Source organism: Pseudomonas sp. B21-053 (assembly GCF_026016365.1).
In the GTDB taxonomy this organism is placed as follows: Bacteria; Pseudomonadota; Gammaproteobacteria; order Pseudomonadales; family Pseudomonadaceae; genus Aquipseudomonas; species Aquipseudomonas nunensis.
The window spans coordinates 4,740,433-4,755,669 of sequence record NZ_CP087205.1 but is presented as its reverse complement, the minus strand read 5'-3'; the positions used below and the strand labels follow the sequence as shown (position 1 = coordinate 4,755,669).

Sequence of the window (15,237 nt, the reverse complement as noted above, 5' to 3'; positions counted from 1 at the left end):
ATTAATCGATTAATTCCACAATAAAGTCCGACTAAATGCTCGCGGCAGAAAAACCGGTGATCGGTCTAGCGCTCTCGGCACTGCACTTTTTCGGATTAACCGGCTCTATCCATGGCCAGGCTGCGGCGACTCCCGCCGCACAGGAATGTGTCAGCCCGAGAACCCATGGCTCGAGTGTTACCCCGCCTCCAAACCCGAATTCGCCTGCTGTTATGCCTGTCTCTGCTCTTCGCCAGCGGTTGCAGCCAGCAGCAAGGCAGTGATGTCATCAGCCAGTTTCGCGAAGGCAAACCCCAGGAGTTCCTTCAGACCAGCGTTGATCGCATGGCCACGTTGTCGATGCACGACAACCTGGAAAGCCTCTATCTGCTGATGAGCAAGCTCTACCTGCGCAACCCCCAGGAGCTGAAGAAATCCGGCTTCCTCGACGCCCGCACCGCCGAAAAGCAAGTGCGCGAGGCCATCGAAATGCAGCAACCGCTGCCGACCCTCGGCGGCAAAAAAGACCTGGCAGCGTTGAGTTATGCGATGAGCCCGGAGTTTCTGGGGGATCGGGTCGGCGCCTTCATCTATGCCATCGGCAGCATGCTGGTCACCGCCCACGGCAATCGGCTGGAGTTCTACATGACCGACGCGATCAACCCGGTGTTCGTCAGCAACGCCGCGCGCAACATCGAAAAAGCCACGTGGATCCTCAGTCAGCGGCAAAACAAGAATGGCGAGCCGTTGCTGTTTTCCAACGAAATCTCGGAGGAGGGCAGCAACCTGAGTTTCGCCGTGGAGTTCGGCAAGATCGTGGCGCGTCTGGATTTGCTGACGCAGATGCTCGACGAGCGCTATCGGCGGATCGGTTTGAATTATGCGCAGAGCCTGTTGTTCCTGAATTTCCTGCCCGTCCAGTAACGCGCATCCAATGTGCACATCAATCCCTGTGGGAGCGGGCTTGCTCGCGAAAGCGGTGTATCAGTCAATGTATGGGGTGACTGACACGCCGCCTTCGCGAGCAAGCCCGCTCCCACAAGGGGAATGTGGTGTGTCAGGAGGGTGATTGGGGAATAACGATAGACCGTATCGATATAAGTGGTTATAAGAAAAATCGCTATGCTGCGGGCCAGTTTTTTCATGCGTTTTTTGTGGGCGTGTTAATGGATTTCGGTAATTTCGGATTAGTCGTTGCAGGCTTGGTGGTGGGCTTTATCGTCGGGATGACCGGCGTGGGCGGCGGATCGCTGATGACGCCGATCCTGTTGTGGTTCGGGGTCAACCCGGCGACTGCGGTGGGCACGGACCTGCTGTACGCGGCCATTACCAAATCCAGCGGCGTGCTGGTGCATCGCAAGAACAAGAATATCGATTGGGCGATCACCGGTTGGCTGACCCTCGGCAGCGTGCCGGCCGTGGCCATGACCCTGTGGTTCCTGAGCAGCCTGCATACCGCGCCCGAGGCGATGAACGCCATCATCAAGCAAGCCTTGGGCTTCGTGCTGTTTGCCACGGCCCTGGCGATTTTCTTCAAGAAGCGCCTGCTCGACTTCGCGCACAAACGCGCCGGCGGCAACTACAACCCCAGCGGCACGCGTTTGAACGTAATGACAGTCATTACCGGCCTGGTGCTTGGCACCATGGTCGCGCTGACTTCCATCGGTGCCGGTGCGCTGGGCACCGTGGCGCTGTTTATCCTTTATCCGCTGCTGCCAACCCGCCGCCTCGTCGGCACGGAAATCGCCCACGCCGTGCCGCTGACCCTGGTCGCCGGCCTTGGCCATGCGAGCATGGGCAACATGGATTGGCATGTACTGGGTTTCCTGTTGATCGGGTCGCTGCCGGGGATCTGGCTGGGCAGCCACCTGACCGGGCGCATCTCCGACGAACTGCTGCGCCCGTGCCTGGCGACGATGCTGGTGTTGATCGGCTACAAACTCGCGTTTTAGACGCGGACTCTCTGTAGCAGCTGTCGAGCACCGCGAGGCAGCGTTCGGCGGCGAAGCCGTCGCAAATGCTATGCACACTGTTTGCCTGATACACCGCGGTGCATGGTTTGACGACGGCTTCGCCGCCGAACGCTGCCTCGCGGTGCTCGACAGCTGCTACGGGGGAGCCAAGTCGCTGTCACCCCGGACCCTCCCCGCAAACAAACCACTTCTAGCCCTCTATAGATGCTACGGTGAAGAGCCACCCTTTCATTCCTTCGTGAATGACCTGTCGGCATTCCCTGATGATCGACAAGCAAGAGGTGACATGTGCACGGGTCAATCGACGTGGCTGAGCGTCAAATTCACACAGCCGGGTATTGCCACGACGCCTTGTCGTGACCGTCCCGCCCAAGAGCCTGCCGCTGATTCTCAGTGAGCTGCGCATCGCAACCACCCAGCAACACCAACTGCTGGAAAAACGCATTCCTTTTTTTACCTCTGACCAAGCGCTCTACACCCGCTTGATCGAAGCGTATTACGGCTTTTATCGGCCACTGGAAGCAATGTTGTTCCAGATGGCAATGACCATTCCTGACCTGGATTGGCTGATTCGCAGCAAAACCCCGTCCCTGGAAGCCGACCTGTACGCGTTGGGCCTGGATGCGGAAGCCATCAAGGCGATTCCCTTGTGCCGGTTCTCCTTGCAAATCCGCTCGGCGGCGGATGTGCTGGGCGTGTTGTACGTGCTTGAGGGCGCGACACTGGGCGGGCAATCCATGCGCAACGGTTTGTACGCGCGCTTGGGTATCGATGAACACCAGGGTGGTCGCTTTTTCGCGGTGTACGGCACCTCGACCCTGGTCATGTGGCGAGGTTTTCTGGCGTGCCTGTATGAGGTGCGCGACCCGGCCGAACGGGCGCAATCGGTGGTGGCCGCCGAGGCAACCTTCAAGGCCTTCGAGAACTGGCTTGAACGCTGCGGGGTGTTGCAATGAACCGTCTGAGCGCCGAGCAACTCGACGCCGCGCTCGCCCAGTGTGCCAATGAGCCGATCCGCATTCCGGGTTCGATCCAGCCTCACGGCGTGTTGCTGACCTTGAGCGAGCCGGGCTTGATCATCGGCCAGATCAGTAGCAACTGCGCGGCGATGTTCGGGCACTCGGTCGAAGCCTTGTTGCAGCAACCGTTGGCGACGCTGACGGGCGCGATGGCGATGGAGCAAGTCCGTGAGGCGCTGCTGCCGGCGGAACTGGAAGACGCCAATCCGCTGGTGCTGGAGATTGGCGGCCAACGCTTCAATGGCTCGCTCAGCCGTCATGACGCCGTGATCATTCTAGAGCTGGAACCGTGGCGGGAGGCCGCCCAGGACAATACCGTCATTCTGCTGCGCGCTTTGCGCCGGATGCAGGCGGCCGCCACATTGCAGGACCTGTACACCGTCAGTGTCGAAGAAATCCGCCACCTGACCGGCTTCGACCGCGTGATGATTTACCGCTTCGAACCGGCCGGTCATGGCCAGGTGATCGGCGAAGCATTGGGCGGCCAGTTGCCGGGTTATCTCGGCCAGTGTTTTCCCGCCTCGGACATTCCGCCCCAGGCCCGGGAGTTGTATCGCCTGAACTGGATCCGGGTGATTCCCGATGCACGTTATGTCCCGGTGCCGATCCTGCCGGTGTTGCGTCCCGACACTGGACAGTCGCTGGACCTGGGCTTCTCGATGTTGCGCAGCGTGTCGCCGGTGCACTGCCAGTACCTCGACAACATGGGCGTGCGCGCTTCCATGAGCCTGTCGCTGCTGGAACAGGATCGGCTCTGGGGCCTGATCACCTGCGCGCATCATGAGCCGTTGTTGGTCAGCCACCCGGTGCGCACCATGTGCGCCGCGATTGCCCAGTTGCTCAGCGTGCAGATCACCGCCCTGCAAACCCGCGACCTGCAGACGGAGCGCGAGCAGAAGTCGCTCCTGATCAATCAACTGACCGCGGCGATGCGCGAGGCCAGGCACGATGTGCTGGACGGTCTGGCCAATCATCCGCAACAACTGTTGAGCCTGACCGGGGCCAGCGGTGTGGCGCTGTTGATCGAGGATCGCTTGCAGTTGATCGGCCAATGCCCGACGGAAGAACAAGTGCGCGCGTTGTACTTGTGGGTGCGTGAGCAATGCCTGGACAGCGGCGAGTTGCTGATGACCGATCATCTGCAAAGCCTGCATGGCGTCAGCGCCACTTACAGCGATGTTGCCAGCGGTCTGCTGGCGTTCGTACTGCCCAAACCGGTGGACAACGCGGTGATCTGGTTTGGCGCGCAACTGCGTTCGAGCATGAAATGGAGCGGCAACCCCGACGAGCATTTCGTCGCCGGTACTGACGCCAGCCAACGCTTGCAACCGCGCAAGTCTTTTGAGGTGTGGGAGCAACAGGTTGAGGGCAGGGCACGACCGTGGAGTGCCGCCGATGCCTACGCCGCCCTGCAATTGCGTCGCGGTGCCATCGAGGACGATCTGGCTCGTCAGGTGCGCCGCGAACATGAAGCGGTGCGGGTGCGCGATGAGCTGGTGGCGGTGGTGTCCCATGACCTGCGCAACCCGATGACGATCATCATCATGCAATGCGGAATGATGCAGCGCCTGGTGTCGCGGGACGAAGGCAAGCACACGTTACGCATGAGTGCCGCGCTGGGCACCATGGAAGAAGCCACCGATCGCATGAACGCACTGATCGCCGATTTGCTCGACAAGTCGAAACTGGACGCCGGGCAATACCCGTTGGACTGCAAGCCGCTGGATGTGGTCGAGTTGCTTGAGCAGGCCTGCGGGTTGCTGGTGACCCTGACCTCGCACAAGGGCATAGAGCTCAACTGCACCAGCGCCGCCGGCATGAGCATCGACGCCGACCCGCAGCGACTGTTCCAGGTGTTGTCGAACCTGCTGGGCAACGCCATCAAATTCACCCCGGCCGGCGGGCGCATCGACCTCAATGCCTGGCAGGTGGACGACAAGGTGATGATTTCGGTCAGCGACAATGGCGGCGGCATCCACGCCGTGCAGTTGCCGCATATCTTCGAGCGCTACTGGTCGGTGCGCGAAGGCAACCCCAACGGCAGCGGCCTGGGGTTGTACATCTGCCGCAGCATCGTCCAGGCCCATGGCGGCGAGTTGTGGGCTGAAAGTGAGCCGGGTGTCGGCAGTGTGTTTACCTTTTCTCTTCCGGCAATCGCTTAGGGCCGGGTCATGATCTCCAGCAGATGCCCGTCCGGGTCATCGAAATACACACGCCGCCCGCCGCCATAGGCGTTGATCTCATTCGGCCGCTGCTTGCCCGGGTCGGCCCACCACGGTTGCTTGCGCGCTTGCAGGCGGGCGAAGGCCTGGTCGAACTCGTCTTCACCGATCAGGAACGCATAGTGTTGGGAGGCAATCGGTGGGTCGTTGTCGTAGAAGTCCAGCGACACATCGTTGTCGAGCTTGACGATCAGCATCGGCCCGAACGGCTCGGGGCTCGGCAGGCCGAGGATCTCGGCGAGGTAATGGGCCGAGACCTGCTTGTCGCGGCACCAGACGATGGTGTGGTTAAGCTGAGCGCTCATTGAGAGGTCCTCATGGCCGGTTCAATCAAGATTAGCCCAGCAGGACCAAATCACCGCAATCCCCTGTGGGAGCGGGCTTGCTCGCGAAAGCGGTGTGTCAGTCAATATCCATGTCGCCTGACACGACGCCTTCGCGAGCAAGCCCGCTCCCACAAGGGGTTATGCATTCGCTTGAAAGACTCATCATCTGTTGCGCAATGCCGCCCCTGACCTAAGCTTTGGCCTAAGCGAAACATATTCGTGGATCGTCACCCGGAACGATCGACGCGATGCGCAATCATTAGAGCGTGGATATCAAAAGGAGATGCGCATGCTCATCAGGTCTTTGACCCTGACAACCTTGCTGGCGCTTGCCGGCCCCTTGCTCGCCGCTGACGGCGATTCACCTCTGGATATCGACAAGGGCAGGGCCCGACCGTTGATCGTGATCACGTCCAGTACCATCGACCCGGTGTGGCTGGGCCTGAAAAAGTCGTTCGACGATCCTGCCAACAAGCAGGGCGTCGCTCAGCGCAATATCAAGGTCTACAGCGTGCTGAACATGTCTGGCCAACTCGACGGCAAGGACATGGGGCAGCAAGACACCATGGCTCTGATCCGTTCGCTGAAACTCGGCGCCGGTGCGTTGCCCAAAGTCATCTTGCTGGGCAAGGACGGCGAGAAGAAACTCGAAAGTTCGGGGGATGAATCGAAGGCGGTCGATCTGAAGAAAATCTTCGACACCATTGACGCCTTGCCGCCGGAAGAGAAGGAAATCGCAGCGCCAACTCCGCCACCAGCGGCTGCCGAACCGGCAGCGGCACCTGCAAAAGGCGCCAAGGGTACAAAACCAGGTAAACCTGCCAAACCTGCCAAACCACCTGAAATGCCGGATGACTAAACAATCAAATCCCTGAACACGCATTCCCTGTGGGAGCGGGCTTGCTCGCGAAGGCGGTGTGTCAGTCAATATGCATGTCGACTGACACTCAGCTTTCGCGAGCAAGCCCGCTCCCACACTCGATCTCCAGTGGACGCAGTATTGGTGACCAACCCAAACTCCCACAGGTTTTGTGGTGGGCAGGTCAGGCGATGGTGTCCACAACCCCGCCGTCGACCCGCAGCGCCGCGCCGGTCGTGGCCGATGCCTGGGGCGACACCACATACACCACCAGATTCGCCACTTCCTCCATGCTCGCCGCCCGCTGGATGATCGACGTCGGACGGTTGGCCATCACAAAGTCCGCCGCGACTTTCTCGATCGGTTCGCCAGACTTTTGCTGCTCATCCTTGAGCATGTCTTGCAGCCCTTCGGACAACGTCGGCCCCGGCAGCACCGCATTCACCGTGACCCCGGTGCCGGCCATGCGCTTGGCCAAGCCGCGGGAAATCGACAGGTTGGAAGTCTTGGTAAAACCGTAATGAATCATGTCCGCCGGAATGTTCAGCGCCGACTCGGACGAGATGAACACCACCCGACCCCAGCCGTTTTTGGCCATGCCTTCGAGATAGGCACGGGACAGCCGCACGCCGGACATGACGTTCACTTCGAAGAATTTTTCCCAGACATCGTCTTCAGTTTCGAAGAAATCCTGCGGGCCGTAGATCCCGACGTTATTCACCAGGATGTCGACTTGGGGCAGGGCCGCGACCATCGCTTTGCAACCCTCGGCCGTGCCGGCATCGGCAGCGATCCCGCGCACATTGGAGGAGGGCAGCAAGTGTTTGAGCTGGGTGATGGCGGCGTCTACCGCGTCCTGCTTGCGGCCATTGAGCACCACCTCGGCGCCGGACAATGCCAGGCCTTTGGCGATAGCGAAACCGATGCCTTGGGTCGAGCCGGTGACGAGGGCGGTTTTGCCGGATAGATCGATGTTCATAGGGGATCACTCTCTTGAAGGGGGAGGTAAGAGGGATGACTGCGCGGGTCTTAGCCTAGTTCAAGACATCGCTCATTTTGTGTCTTGCACCCCTGTAATGAGAGAGTTCCTTCGCCACAGACGATTAAAGCGATTGTCAGCGCCTTCGCTTCACGCCAGTCTGGTGGCCGCTGATTGTTACCAAGGCCTTTCATTCCCATGACAGAAAAAACCGCCGACAGACACTCCACCCGAGCCGCCGCTGTATTGGCCCTGTGTTTACCTGGCGACGTGTTGTTGTACTTGCTCTTGCCAATGCAGCCGCAGGCGTTTGGTATCAGTCTGGCCGAGGCGGGGATTTTGCTGGCGGCGAATCGGCTGGTGCGGATTTTCGGTTATCGCTATGTCATGGAGTTTTACACCCGCAGGGGTGATCGCCCGGCGTTGCTGCTGGCCACCGGGACTGCGGCGTTGTGTGCATTGGGCTACGCGACGTTGTCGGGGTTTTGGTGGTTGTTGGTGTTGCGCCTCGGCTGGGGTTTGTCCTATGCCGCGCTGAACTTGTCCACGCAGGTGATGGCGACCGCCGAGCCCTCGGGTGCTGCGCGACGCACCGGGCGTTCGCGGGCGTTGATTGCGGCGGGGCCGATGCTGGCGTTGCCGTTGGGGGCGCTGTTGAGTGTCGCGTATGGGCCGCGGGTGATTTTCTTCCTGATGTTCGCGACGTCATTGATCGCGATGTGGTTGGCGCTGGGCATGCCATCGGCAGCGCACCCGATGTCGGCGTCGACACGGCGTTTCAAGCGACCGGACAGTGTGGCGATGTGGTCGTTTATCGAAGGGCTGACCCTCGACGGACTGTTCATCATCGGGCTCTCGCTGTTGGCGGATCATCTTCTGGAGGGCAACGCGGTGGTGGTCGCCGGGACGCTGCTGGCGTTGCGTTACGTCTCTGAACTGTTGCTCAGCCCGTTGGGCGGTATCGCAGCGCAGCGCTGGGGCGCGACACGAATGTTGATCGTGTTTTCTCTGCTGACGTCGATGGCGCTGATCGGGTTTGGCTTCCACTGGCTGATCGTCGGCGGGGCCTTGGTGTTGATTCTGCGAGCGTTGCAATTGCCGTTGGTGGTGACGGTCATTGCGCAACGTCATCCGGATAGTGGGCGTGTCCGGGCGCTGGCGGGGAATGCGGTCTGGCGTGATATCGGCGCGGGTTTGGGCCCATTGCTCGCCGGTTTCTTGTTGCCGGTAGCGCCTTCGGAGTGGGTGTATACGGGGGCGGCGTTGTGCCTGGCGGTAAGTGCGCTTGCGTGTCTGGAGCGGAAGAAGGCACAAGCCAACCCATAACCCCTGTGGGAGCGGGCTTGCTCGCGAAGGCGGTGTGTCAGGCAATAAAAATGTCGACTGATACACCGCTTTCGCGAGCAAGCCCGCTCCCACAGGGGAGGGTGGTGTGGCGGGTTACTTGGCCAGCGCACTCAATATCTGATGCGCCGCTTTGATCCGCTCCGGAATAGGGTAGTTTTTGTTGGCCAGGATCACGATGCCGATGTCCTTGGCGGGCACGAACGCAACGTAAGCACCGAAGCCACCGGTAGAACCGGTTTTGTTGATCAGCACACTTTCCGGCTCAGGCTGCGGCGGGGTCAGCCATTGGACTTTGTGCGCCTCCATGGCCATCGGCGTCGAGTTGCCGCCCAGCAATTTATCGAGGCTGATCGGGTAGCTGTAGCGTTCCCAACCCAGGCCTTGGGTCATGTCGCCCACCGTGTAGTAACCGGTGTGAGTCGTCGCGATGGCCTGCTGCAAAGGCTTTTCCAGTGACGCCGGTTTCAGGTTCGCCTGAACATAACGAATCATGTCCGCCGTGCTGGTTTTCACGCCGTAGGCCTCGGAGTCCAGCGCCCCCGGATCGACCCGTACAGGCTTGTCATTCTTGTCGTAGCCTTGGGCGTAAACGCTCATCTGATCCTGCGGCACCCGAAGGAAGGTGTGTGTCAGCCCGAGTTTGGGCAGCAAGGTATTTGTCATTGCCTCATCAAACGGCACGCCCAGTTTATGCGCGGCCAGATACCCGAATAATCCGATGCTTGGGTTCGAATATTGTCGATGCGTGCCCGCCGCATACACCGGTTTCCACTGCTTGAAATAGCCGAGCATCTTGTCCGCGTGATCCGCTTCATCAGGGAACTGCAGCGGCAACCCGCCCGCCGTGTAGGTGCCCAGTTGCAGCACGCTGACGTTATCGAATGCACTGCCGCGCAAGTCAGGCAAGACCTGGCTGGCCTTGTCGCTCAAGGACAGTTTGCCGGTCGCGATGGCATAGGCGCCGAGAGTTGCGGTGAAGGTTTTACTGACCGAGCCGATTTCGAACAGGGTGTTTTCCGTCACTGCCTGGGAGCTTTCCCTGGAGGCGACGCCGTAGTTAAAGTAATGCGGCTTGCCATTGACGGTGACGGCCACGGCCATTCCGGGAACGCCTTGGGTTTGCAGGATGGGTTTGATAGCGGCGTCGACCGCGCTTTGAATCTGTTGGTCGGTCTGAGCCTGGGCCAGACACGGGCCGGCACCGAGCAATGCAACGCAAGCGCCTAAAACAGTCAGTCTGGCCATGTTGGTTTTGTTAGTCATTGTTTCTATTCCCTGCGAATGGAGGGCGCTACCCGGTAGACTGCCCGCTGAACGGCGAGGCAAATTTAGGCAGTCCGTCGTTGATCGACAACCGATGATATTTCGCACGAGCCATTAGAAAATTTTGGGAGTGGGCATGATCCGGCCGCAATTACCGCTGAACGCACTGCGCGCCTTTGAAGCGTCGGCGCGGCATTTGAGCTTCACCCGGGCGGCGGTGGAGCTGTGCGTCACGCAAGCGGCGGTCAGCCATCAGGTCAAAGGCCTTGAGGCTCAGCTTAACGTAACCCTGTTCAAACGCTTGCCCCGTGGCCTGATGCTGACCAGTGAGGGCGAAACCCTGTTGCCGGTGCTGCGCGAAGCTTTCGACCGAATCGCCGAAACCCTGGAGCGACTCGAAGGCGGGCTTTATCGCGAAGTACTGGCGGTGGGCGCCGTCGGGACGTTCGCGGTGGGATGGCTGTTGCCGCGTCTGGCGGACTTCCAGGCGAAATATCCGTTCATAGATTTGCGCCTGTCGACCAACAACAATCGGGTGGACGTGGCCGCTGAAGGGCTGGATTACGCGATCCGCTTTGGCGCCGGGGCGTGGCACGGGATTGAAGCGGTGAGGCTGATCGAGGCGCCGCTGTCGGTACTGTGCGTGCCCGAGATTGCCCGGCAACTGCGCGAACCGGCCGATGTGCTGGGGCAAACCTTGCTGCGTTCCTACCGCTCGGATGAATGGCCGGACTGGTTTCAGGCGTCAGGTCTTTCGACCCACGTCGCGCCGCCGCAAAGCATCGTCTTCGACTCATCGCTGGCGATGATGGAAGCGGCGATGCAAGGCGCCGGCGTGGCGTTGGCCCCGCCGCTGATGTTTGCGAGGCAACTGGCGGCGGGTGCGATCGAGCAGCCGTTCGCCATTCACATCACCACGGGGAGCTACTGGTTGACGCGGTTGCAGTCGCGACCGGAAACGGCGGCGATGGCGGCGTTCAAGGCGTGGCTGCTGCAGATAATTCACGGTTAACACATAACCTGTGGGAGCGAGCTTGCTCGCGATGAGGTCGGCACATCCAATATTGATATCGACGGATACACCGCTATCGCGAGCAAGCTCGCTCCCACAGGGGATTGTAGTGAGCCGAAGTCAGCGCACCAGGCACGGCCGCTTGTTATCGAACTTCCACCCCGGAATCAGAAACTGCATCGCTACGCTGTCATCCCGCGCGCCCAGCCCCATGCCTTTGTACAACTCATGAGCCTTGGCCAACTGATCCATATCCAGCTCAACCCCCAACCCCGGCTTCTTCGGCACCTGCACGCAACCGCCGACAATTTGCAGCGGCGCCTTGGTCAGGCGCTGGCCGTCCTGCCAGATCCAGTGCGTATCGATGGCGGTGATTTCACCCGGCGCCGCCGCTGCAACGTGGGTAAACATGGCCAGGGAAATGTCGAAGTGGTTATTGGAATGCGAACCCCAGGTCAGGCCCCATTCGTGGCACATCTGCGCTACGCGCACCGAACCCTGCATGGTCCAGAAGTGCGGGTCGGCCAGTGGAATGTCGACCGATTGCAGTTGGATTGCGTGACCCATTTCCCGCCAGTCGGTGGCGATCATGTTGGTCGCGGTTTTCAGCCCTGTGGCGCGGCGGAATTCAGCCATCACTTCACGGCCCGAATAACCGTTTTCCGCACCGCACGGGTCTTCGGCGTAGGCCAGCACGCGGTGTTGATCGCGGCACAGGCGGATCGCTTCTTTGAGTGACCACGCGCCATTCGGGTCGAGGGTGATGCGCGCCTCGGGGAAGCGCTCGGCGAGGGCGGTGACCGCTTCGATTTCTTCGTCGCCGCTGAGCACGCCGCCCTTGAGTTTGAAGTCCTTGAAACCGTAGCGCGCGTGGGCGGCTTCAGCGAGGCGCACCACCGCATCGGCGGTCATGGCTTTTTCGTGACGGACGCGGAACCAGTCGTTGTCGGCGTCCGGTTCACTGCGGTAGGCCAGGTCAGTCTGATTGCGATCACCGACATAAAACAGATAGCCGAGCATCTTCACTTCATCACGCTGCTGGCCTTCGCCGAGCAGCGCGGCGACCGGCACGTCCAGATGCTGGCCGAGCAAGTCGAGGAGGGCGGCTTCCAGACCAGTCACCGCGTGAATGGTGATGCGCAGGTCGAAGGTCTGCAAACCACGGCCGCCGGCATCGCGGTCGGCGAAGGTCTGGCGCACTTGATTGAGGATCTTCTGGTAGGTGCCAATCGGGCTGCCGACCACCAGCGAGCGTGCATCTTCCAACGTCTGGCGAATGCGCTCGCCCCCCGGCACTTCGCCGACTCCGGTGTGCCCGGCGTTGTCGGTGAGGATGACGATATTGCGCGTGAAAAACGGCCCATGGGCGCCGCTCAGGTTGAGCAGCATGCCGTCATGGCCAGCCACCGGAACCACTTGCATGCTGGTGATGATCGGAGCTTTTGCAGTGTCGTGTGCGTTCATTGTCATGTCCTTCAAAGCAGAAATTCAGGCGTGGCTGGAGGCGGGTTTGCCGACGGCAGCGGCGGGCGCGGTTTTCGGTGTGTTGCGGGCGGCGAACACAATGATCGCGGCGATGATCGAGGTTGCGGCCAAACCGTAGAGCCCGCCCTGGATCGAGCCGGTGTGCTCTTCCAGCAGACCGAAGGTGGTCGGCGCAACGAAGCCGCCGAGGTTGCCCACCGAGTTGATCAACGCGATCACGCCCGCAGCGATCCGCGCATCCAGGTACGCCTGAGGAATTGGCCAGAACAGCGACGATGCGGATTTGAAACCCAGCGCCGCAAAGCAGATCGCGACAAAGGCAAAGATCGGTCCACCAGTCGTGGACATGAACATCCCGGCCGCCGCAATCAACAGCGCAGCAGCGACCCAGGCTTGCTGGTGTTTCCATTTGGCCGAGAACGCAGCGAAGGCGTACATGCCGACAATCGACAGCAACCACGGGATCGAGTTGAACAACCCGACGTGAATGTCGCTAAGGTCGCCCATCTTCTTGATGATGCTCGGCAGCCAGAAGGTCGCGGCGTAAATGGTCAGTTGAATGAAGAAGTAAATCACGCAGAACAGGATGATCTGGCGATCCTTGAGCAGTTTGCCCAGCGACGGTTTGATCGGCGTCGCGGCTTCGCGAGCGAGTTGTTCGTCGTCGATGGCTTTGACCAGCGCGTCTTGCTCGTCGCGGCTCAGCCATTTGGCGTCGTGGGGTTTGGAGTCGAGCCAGAACCAGACAAACACGCACAATCCGACCGAGAACATCCCTTCAATGAAGTACATCCATTGCCAGCCGTGCAGGCCCAGACCGTTTATTTGCAGCAGCAAACCGGACAACGGGCCGGAGATCAGCGATGCAATCGCCGAGCCGCTGAGGAAGATCGCAATCGCCTTGCCACGCTCGACCCCTGGCAACCAGCGGGTGAAGTAGTAGATCACCCCGGGAAAGAACCCGGCTTCGGCCACGCCCAGCAGGAATCGCAGGATGTAGAAGTGGGTTTCGTTCTGGATGAATGCCATGCCGGCAGCGACCAGGCCCCAGGTCAGCATGATGCGGGTCAGCCAGATACGCGCGCCGACTTTTTGCAGGAGCATGTTGGAGGGGACTTCGAACAGGGCGTAACCGATGAAGAACAGGCCGGCACCGAGGCCGTAGGCGGCAGCGCCTATTCCCAGGTCCTGCTCCATGTGGGCGCGGACGAAGCCGATGTTCACGCGATCGATGTAGTTGACGATGAACATGATCACGAACAGCGGCAGGACATGGCGTTTGACTTTCGAGATGGCGGACTTGAGAACCGAATCGGTGCCGTCGTTCATCCCGGATATGGATGTATTCACTTGCGTTTCTCCCACTGATTATTTTTATGCGGGGTGTGACTGGGTGTTGCGATGTTGATAGACATCATACAACTAGGTTTTTTCGTTTCGCAAGCGTCTTTGTCCAACAAAATATGGATGTTTTTGTTGGTTGTTATTCTTTTTGAGGGTTTGTCTGGGCTTGATTTGAGTGTTTTTGGCGTTTTTGTTGAGTGTTGTCATACAAGTTGAGCACTGTTTTATCGAGCGCTCAGTGCTACGATCCCGTTAGCCCTGCTTTTCGGATAACCACCATGCAAGAAGACCTCGACGCACCCGCGCGCAAGCGCAGCCACAATCTGGCTCATGACTTGGTGGCGAAGCTGACCCAGAGCATCCTGCTCGGCCAGATGTTGCCGGGGGACAAGCTGCCGTCGGAAAACACCATCGTTCAGGAACACGGGGTCAGTCGCACGGTGGTGCGCGAGGCGATCTCGAAGTTGCAGGCCTCGGGGCTGGTGGAAACCCGTCACGGCATCGGCACCTTTGTCATTGAGCGCGTGGCGGAGCAGGGGCTGCGGCTGAACGTCGACACCGCGCTGGGAGTGCGCAGTATTCTGGAGTTGCGCATGGGCCTGGAAACCCAGGCGGCGGCATTGGCGGCGGTGCGCCGTACCGATCAGCAACTCGCGCTGATGCGTGAAGCGCTGGATGACTATCAGCGCCTGCTGGCCAACAACGACAGTTGCGTGGAGGCCGATAAACGCTTCCACCTGTTGATCGCCGAAGCCACCGGCAATGTGTGCTTCACCGAAATCATGCAGCACCTGGGAAGCGCGATGATCCCCCGGACCCGCGTGAATGCCGCCGAGCGCGGCGCCACGGATCTAAGCAAGCTTGGGCAACTGGCCAATCAGGAACACGAGGCGATCCTCAACGCCATCAAGCGCCAGGATGCGGACGCGGCGCGCGCAGCGATGTGGCTACACCTGACCAACAGCCGCGACCGGTTTCTGGCCCAGGGCTGACAACCGTTGGTCTACTCGATAGCACGCCTTTCATGCGCCCGCTTCCAAACTGTACGGCCCAGATTTACTGGACCTCATCAGTGAGGTGCATCATGGCTAACGATTCAATGTTCCAGGGCGGAACACCCAACACCGACCCGACCAGACCCATGCCCGGCACAGACGAGCCAACGCTGGATCAGGATGCACCGTCCGGCGTAGACCCTTCCCGGGATCCTACCTTGAGCGACGCTGATCGCCCTGAAGACTGGAAAGACCCGACCGCCGACGAAGACGTGCCGACGGCGGATGAAGAGACGCCGCTGTCCGATGACAGGCGGTAAAACAAACCCGGCCATTGCGCCGGGTTTTTTGTATTCGCCGATCCAGGTGGGAAAGATCAGTGTGGGAAATCCATGTGGGAGCGGGCTTGCTCGCGAAAGCGGAGTATCAGTCAG

Annotated in this window: 14 protein-coding genes; 9 read left to right on the top strand and 5 right to left on the bottom strand. The window is 60.2% G+C overall.

Going from position 1 to position 15,237, the window contains the following annotated elements:
* Positions 1-165: 165 nt before the first annotated feature.
* The 4 genes from LOY68_RS21345 (at position 166) to LOY68_RS21325 (ending at position 5,133) form a co-directional block, all read left to right on the top strand.
* Positions 166-903 (top strand): hypothetical protein, encoded by a 738-nt coding sequence (locus LOY68_RS21345; RefSeq protein ID WP_054617284.1) that lies wholly within the window; start codon positions 166-168, stop codon positions 901-903.
* A 242-nt stretch (positions 904-1,145) separates the two neighbouring features.
* Positions 1,146-1,931 carry a sulfite exporter TauE/SafE family protein gene (locus LOY68_RS21335; RefSeq protein WP_054053906.1) on the top strand — a complete coding sequence of 262 codons (786 nt, stop codon included), beginning with the start codon at positions 1,146-1,148 and terminating at the stop codon, positions 1,929-1,931.
* Positions 1,932-2,308: 377 nt separating this feature from the next.
* Complete coding sequence (locus LOY68_RS21330) at positions 2,309-2,908, top strand: biliverdin-producing heme oxygenase (protein ID WP_265039717.1); 600 nt, start codon at positions 2,309-2,311, stop codon at positions 2,906-2,908.
* On the top strand, positions 2,905-5,133 hold the full coding sequence (locus LOY68_RS21325; protein ID WP_265039715.1) for an ATP-binding protein: 2,229 nt from the start codon (positions 2,905-2,907) through the stop codon (positions 5,131-5,133). The genes LOY68_RS21330 and LOY68_RS21325 overlap by 4 nt, the downstream gene beginning before the upstream one ends.
* Here the strand turns inward: LOY68_RS21325 and LOY68_RS21320 are convergent.
* The gene (locus LOY68_RS21320) at positions 5,130-5,498 is read right to left on the bottom strand and encodes a VOC family protein (protein WP_265039714.1); all 369 of its coding nucleotides are present in this window, start codon (positions 5,496-5,498) and stop codon (positions 5,130-5,132) included. The genes LOY68_RS21325 and LOY68_RS21320 overlap by 4 nt on opposite strands.
* A 310-nt stretch (positions 5,499-5,808) precedes the next feature.
* Between LOY68_RS21320 and LOY68_RS21315 the strand changes: the two genes are divergently transcribed.
* Positions 5,809-6,378 (top strand): DUF4174 domain-containing protein, encoded by a 570-nt coding sequence (locus LOY68_RS21315; RefSeq protein WP_265039713.1) that lies wholly within the window; start codon positions 5,809-5,811, stop codon positions 6,376-6,378.
* A 184-nt stretch (positions 6,379-6,562) separates the two neighbouring features.
* On the opposite strand, the gene LOY68_RS21310 is transcribed toward LOY68_RS21315, so the two are convergent.
* On the bottom strand, positions 6,563-7,357 hold the full coding sequence (locus tag LOY68_RS21310) for an SDR family NAD(P)-dependent oxidoreductase (RefSeq protein ID WP_265039711.1): 795 nt from the start codon (positions 7,355-7,357) through the stop codon (positions 6,563-6,565).
* A 198-nt stretch (positions 7,358-7,555) separates the two neighbouring features.
* Between LOY68_RS21310 and LOY68_RS21305 the strand changes: the two genes are divergently transcribed.
* Complete coding sequence (locus LOY68_RS21305) at positions 7,556-8,683, top strand: MFS transporter (RefSeq protein WP_413787159.1); 1,128 nt, start codon at positions 7,556-7,558, stop codon at positions 8,681-8,683.
* A gap of 114 nt (positions 8,684-8,797) precedes the next feature.
* Here the strand turns inward: LOY68_RS21305 and ampC are convergent, their stop codons facing one another.
* The gene (gene ampC, locus LOY68_RS21300) at positions 8,798-9,949 is read right to left on the bottom strand and encodes a class C beta-lactamase (RefSeq protein ID WP_413787205.1); all 1,152 of its coding nucleotides are present in this window, start codon (positions 9,947-9,949) and stop codon (positions 8,798-8,800) included.
* Between the two features lie 154 nt (positions 9,950-10,103).
* Between ampC and LOY68_RS21295 the strand changes: the two genes are divergently transcribed.
* Positions 10,104-10,979 (top strand): LysR family transcriptional regulator, encoded by an 876-nt coding sequence (locus LOY68_RS21295; protein ID WP_265039708.1) that lies wholly within the window; start codon positions 10,104-10,106, stop codon positions 10,977-10,979.
* Between the two features lie 120 nt (positions 10,980-11,099).
* Here the strand turns inward: LOY68_RS21295 and gudD are convergent, their stop codons facing one another.
* Together gudD and LOY68_RS21285 are read right to left on the bottom strand one after the other, a co-directional pair.
* A complete protein-coding gene (gene gudD, locus LOY68_RS21290) occupies positions 11,100-12,443 on the bottom strand; it encodes a glucarate dehydratase (RefSeq protein WP_265039706.1) in 1,344 nt (447 codons plus the stop codon).
* A gap of 24 nt (positions 12,444-12,467) precedes the next feature.
* Complete coding sequence (locus LOY68_RS21285) at positions 12,468-13,814, bottom strand: MFS transporter (RefSeq protein ID WP_265039705.1); 1,347 nt, start codon at positions 13,812-13,814, stop codon at positions 12,468-12,470.
* Between the two features lie 272 nt (positions 13,815-14,086).
* On the opposite strand from LOY68_RS21285, the gene LOY68_RS21280 reads away from it, so the two are divergent.
* Both LOY68_RS21280 and LOY68_RS21275 read left to right on the top strand, forming a co-directional pair.
* Complete coding sequence (locus LOY68_RS21280) at positions 14,087-14,800, top strand: FadR/GntR family transcriptional regulator (RefSeq protein WP_265039703.1); 714 nt, start codon at positions 14,087-14,089, stop codon at positions 14,798-14,800.
* Between the two features lie 92 nt (positions 14,801-14,892).
* The gene (locus LOY68_RS21275; RefSeq protein WP_265039701.1) at positions 14,893-15,123 is read left to right on the top strand and encodes a hypothetical protein; all 231 of its coding nucleotides are present in this window, start codon (positions 14,893-14,895) and stop codon (positions 15,121-15,123) included.
* Positions 15,124-15,237: the final 114 nt, after the last annotated feature.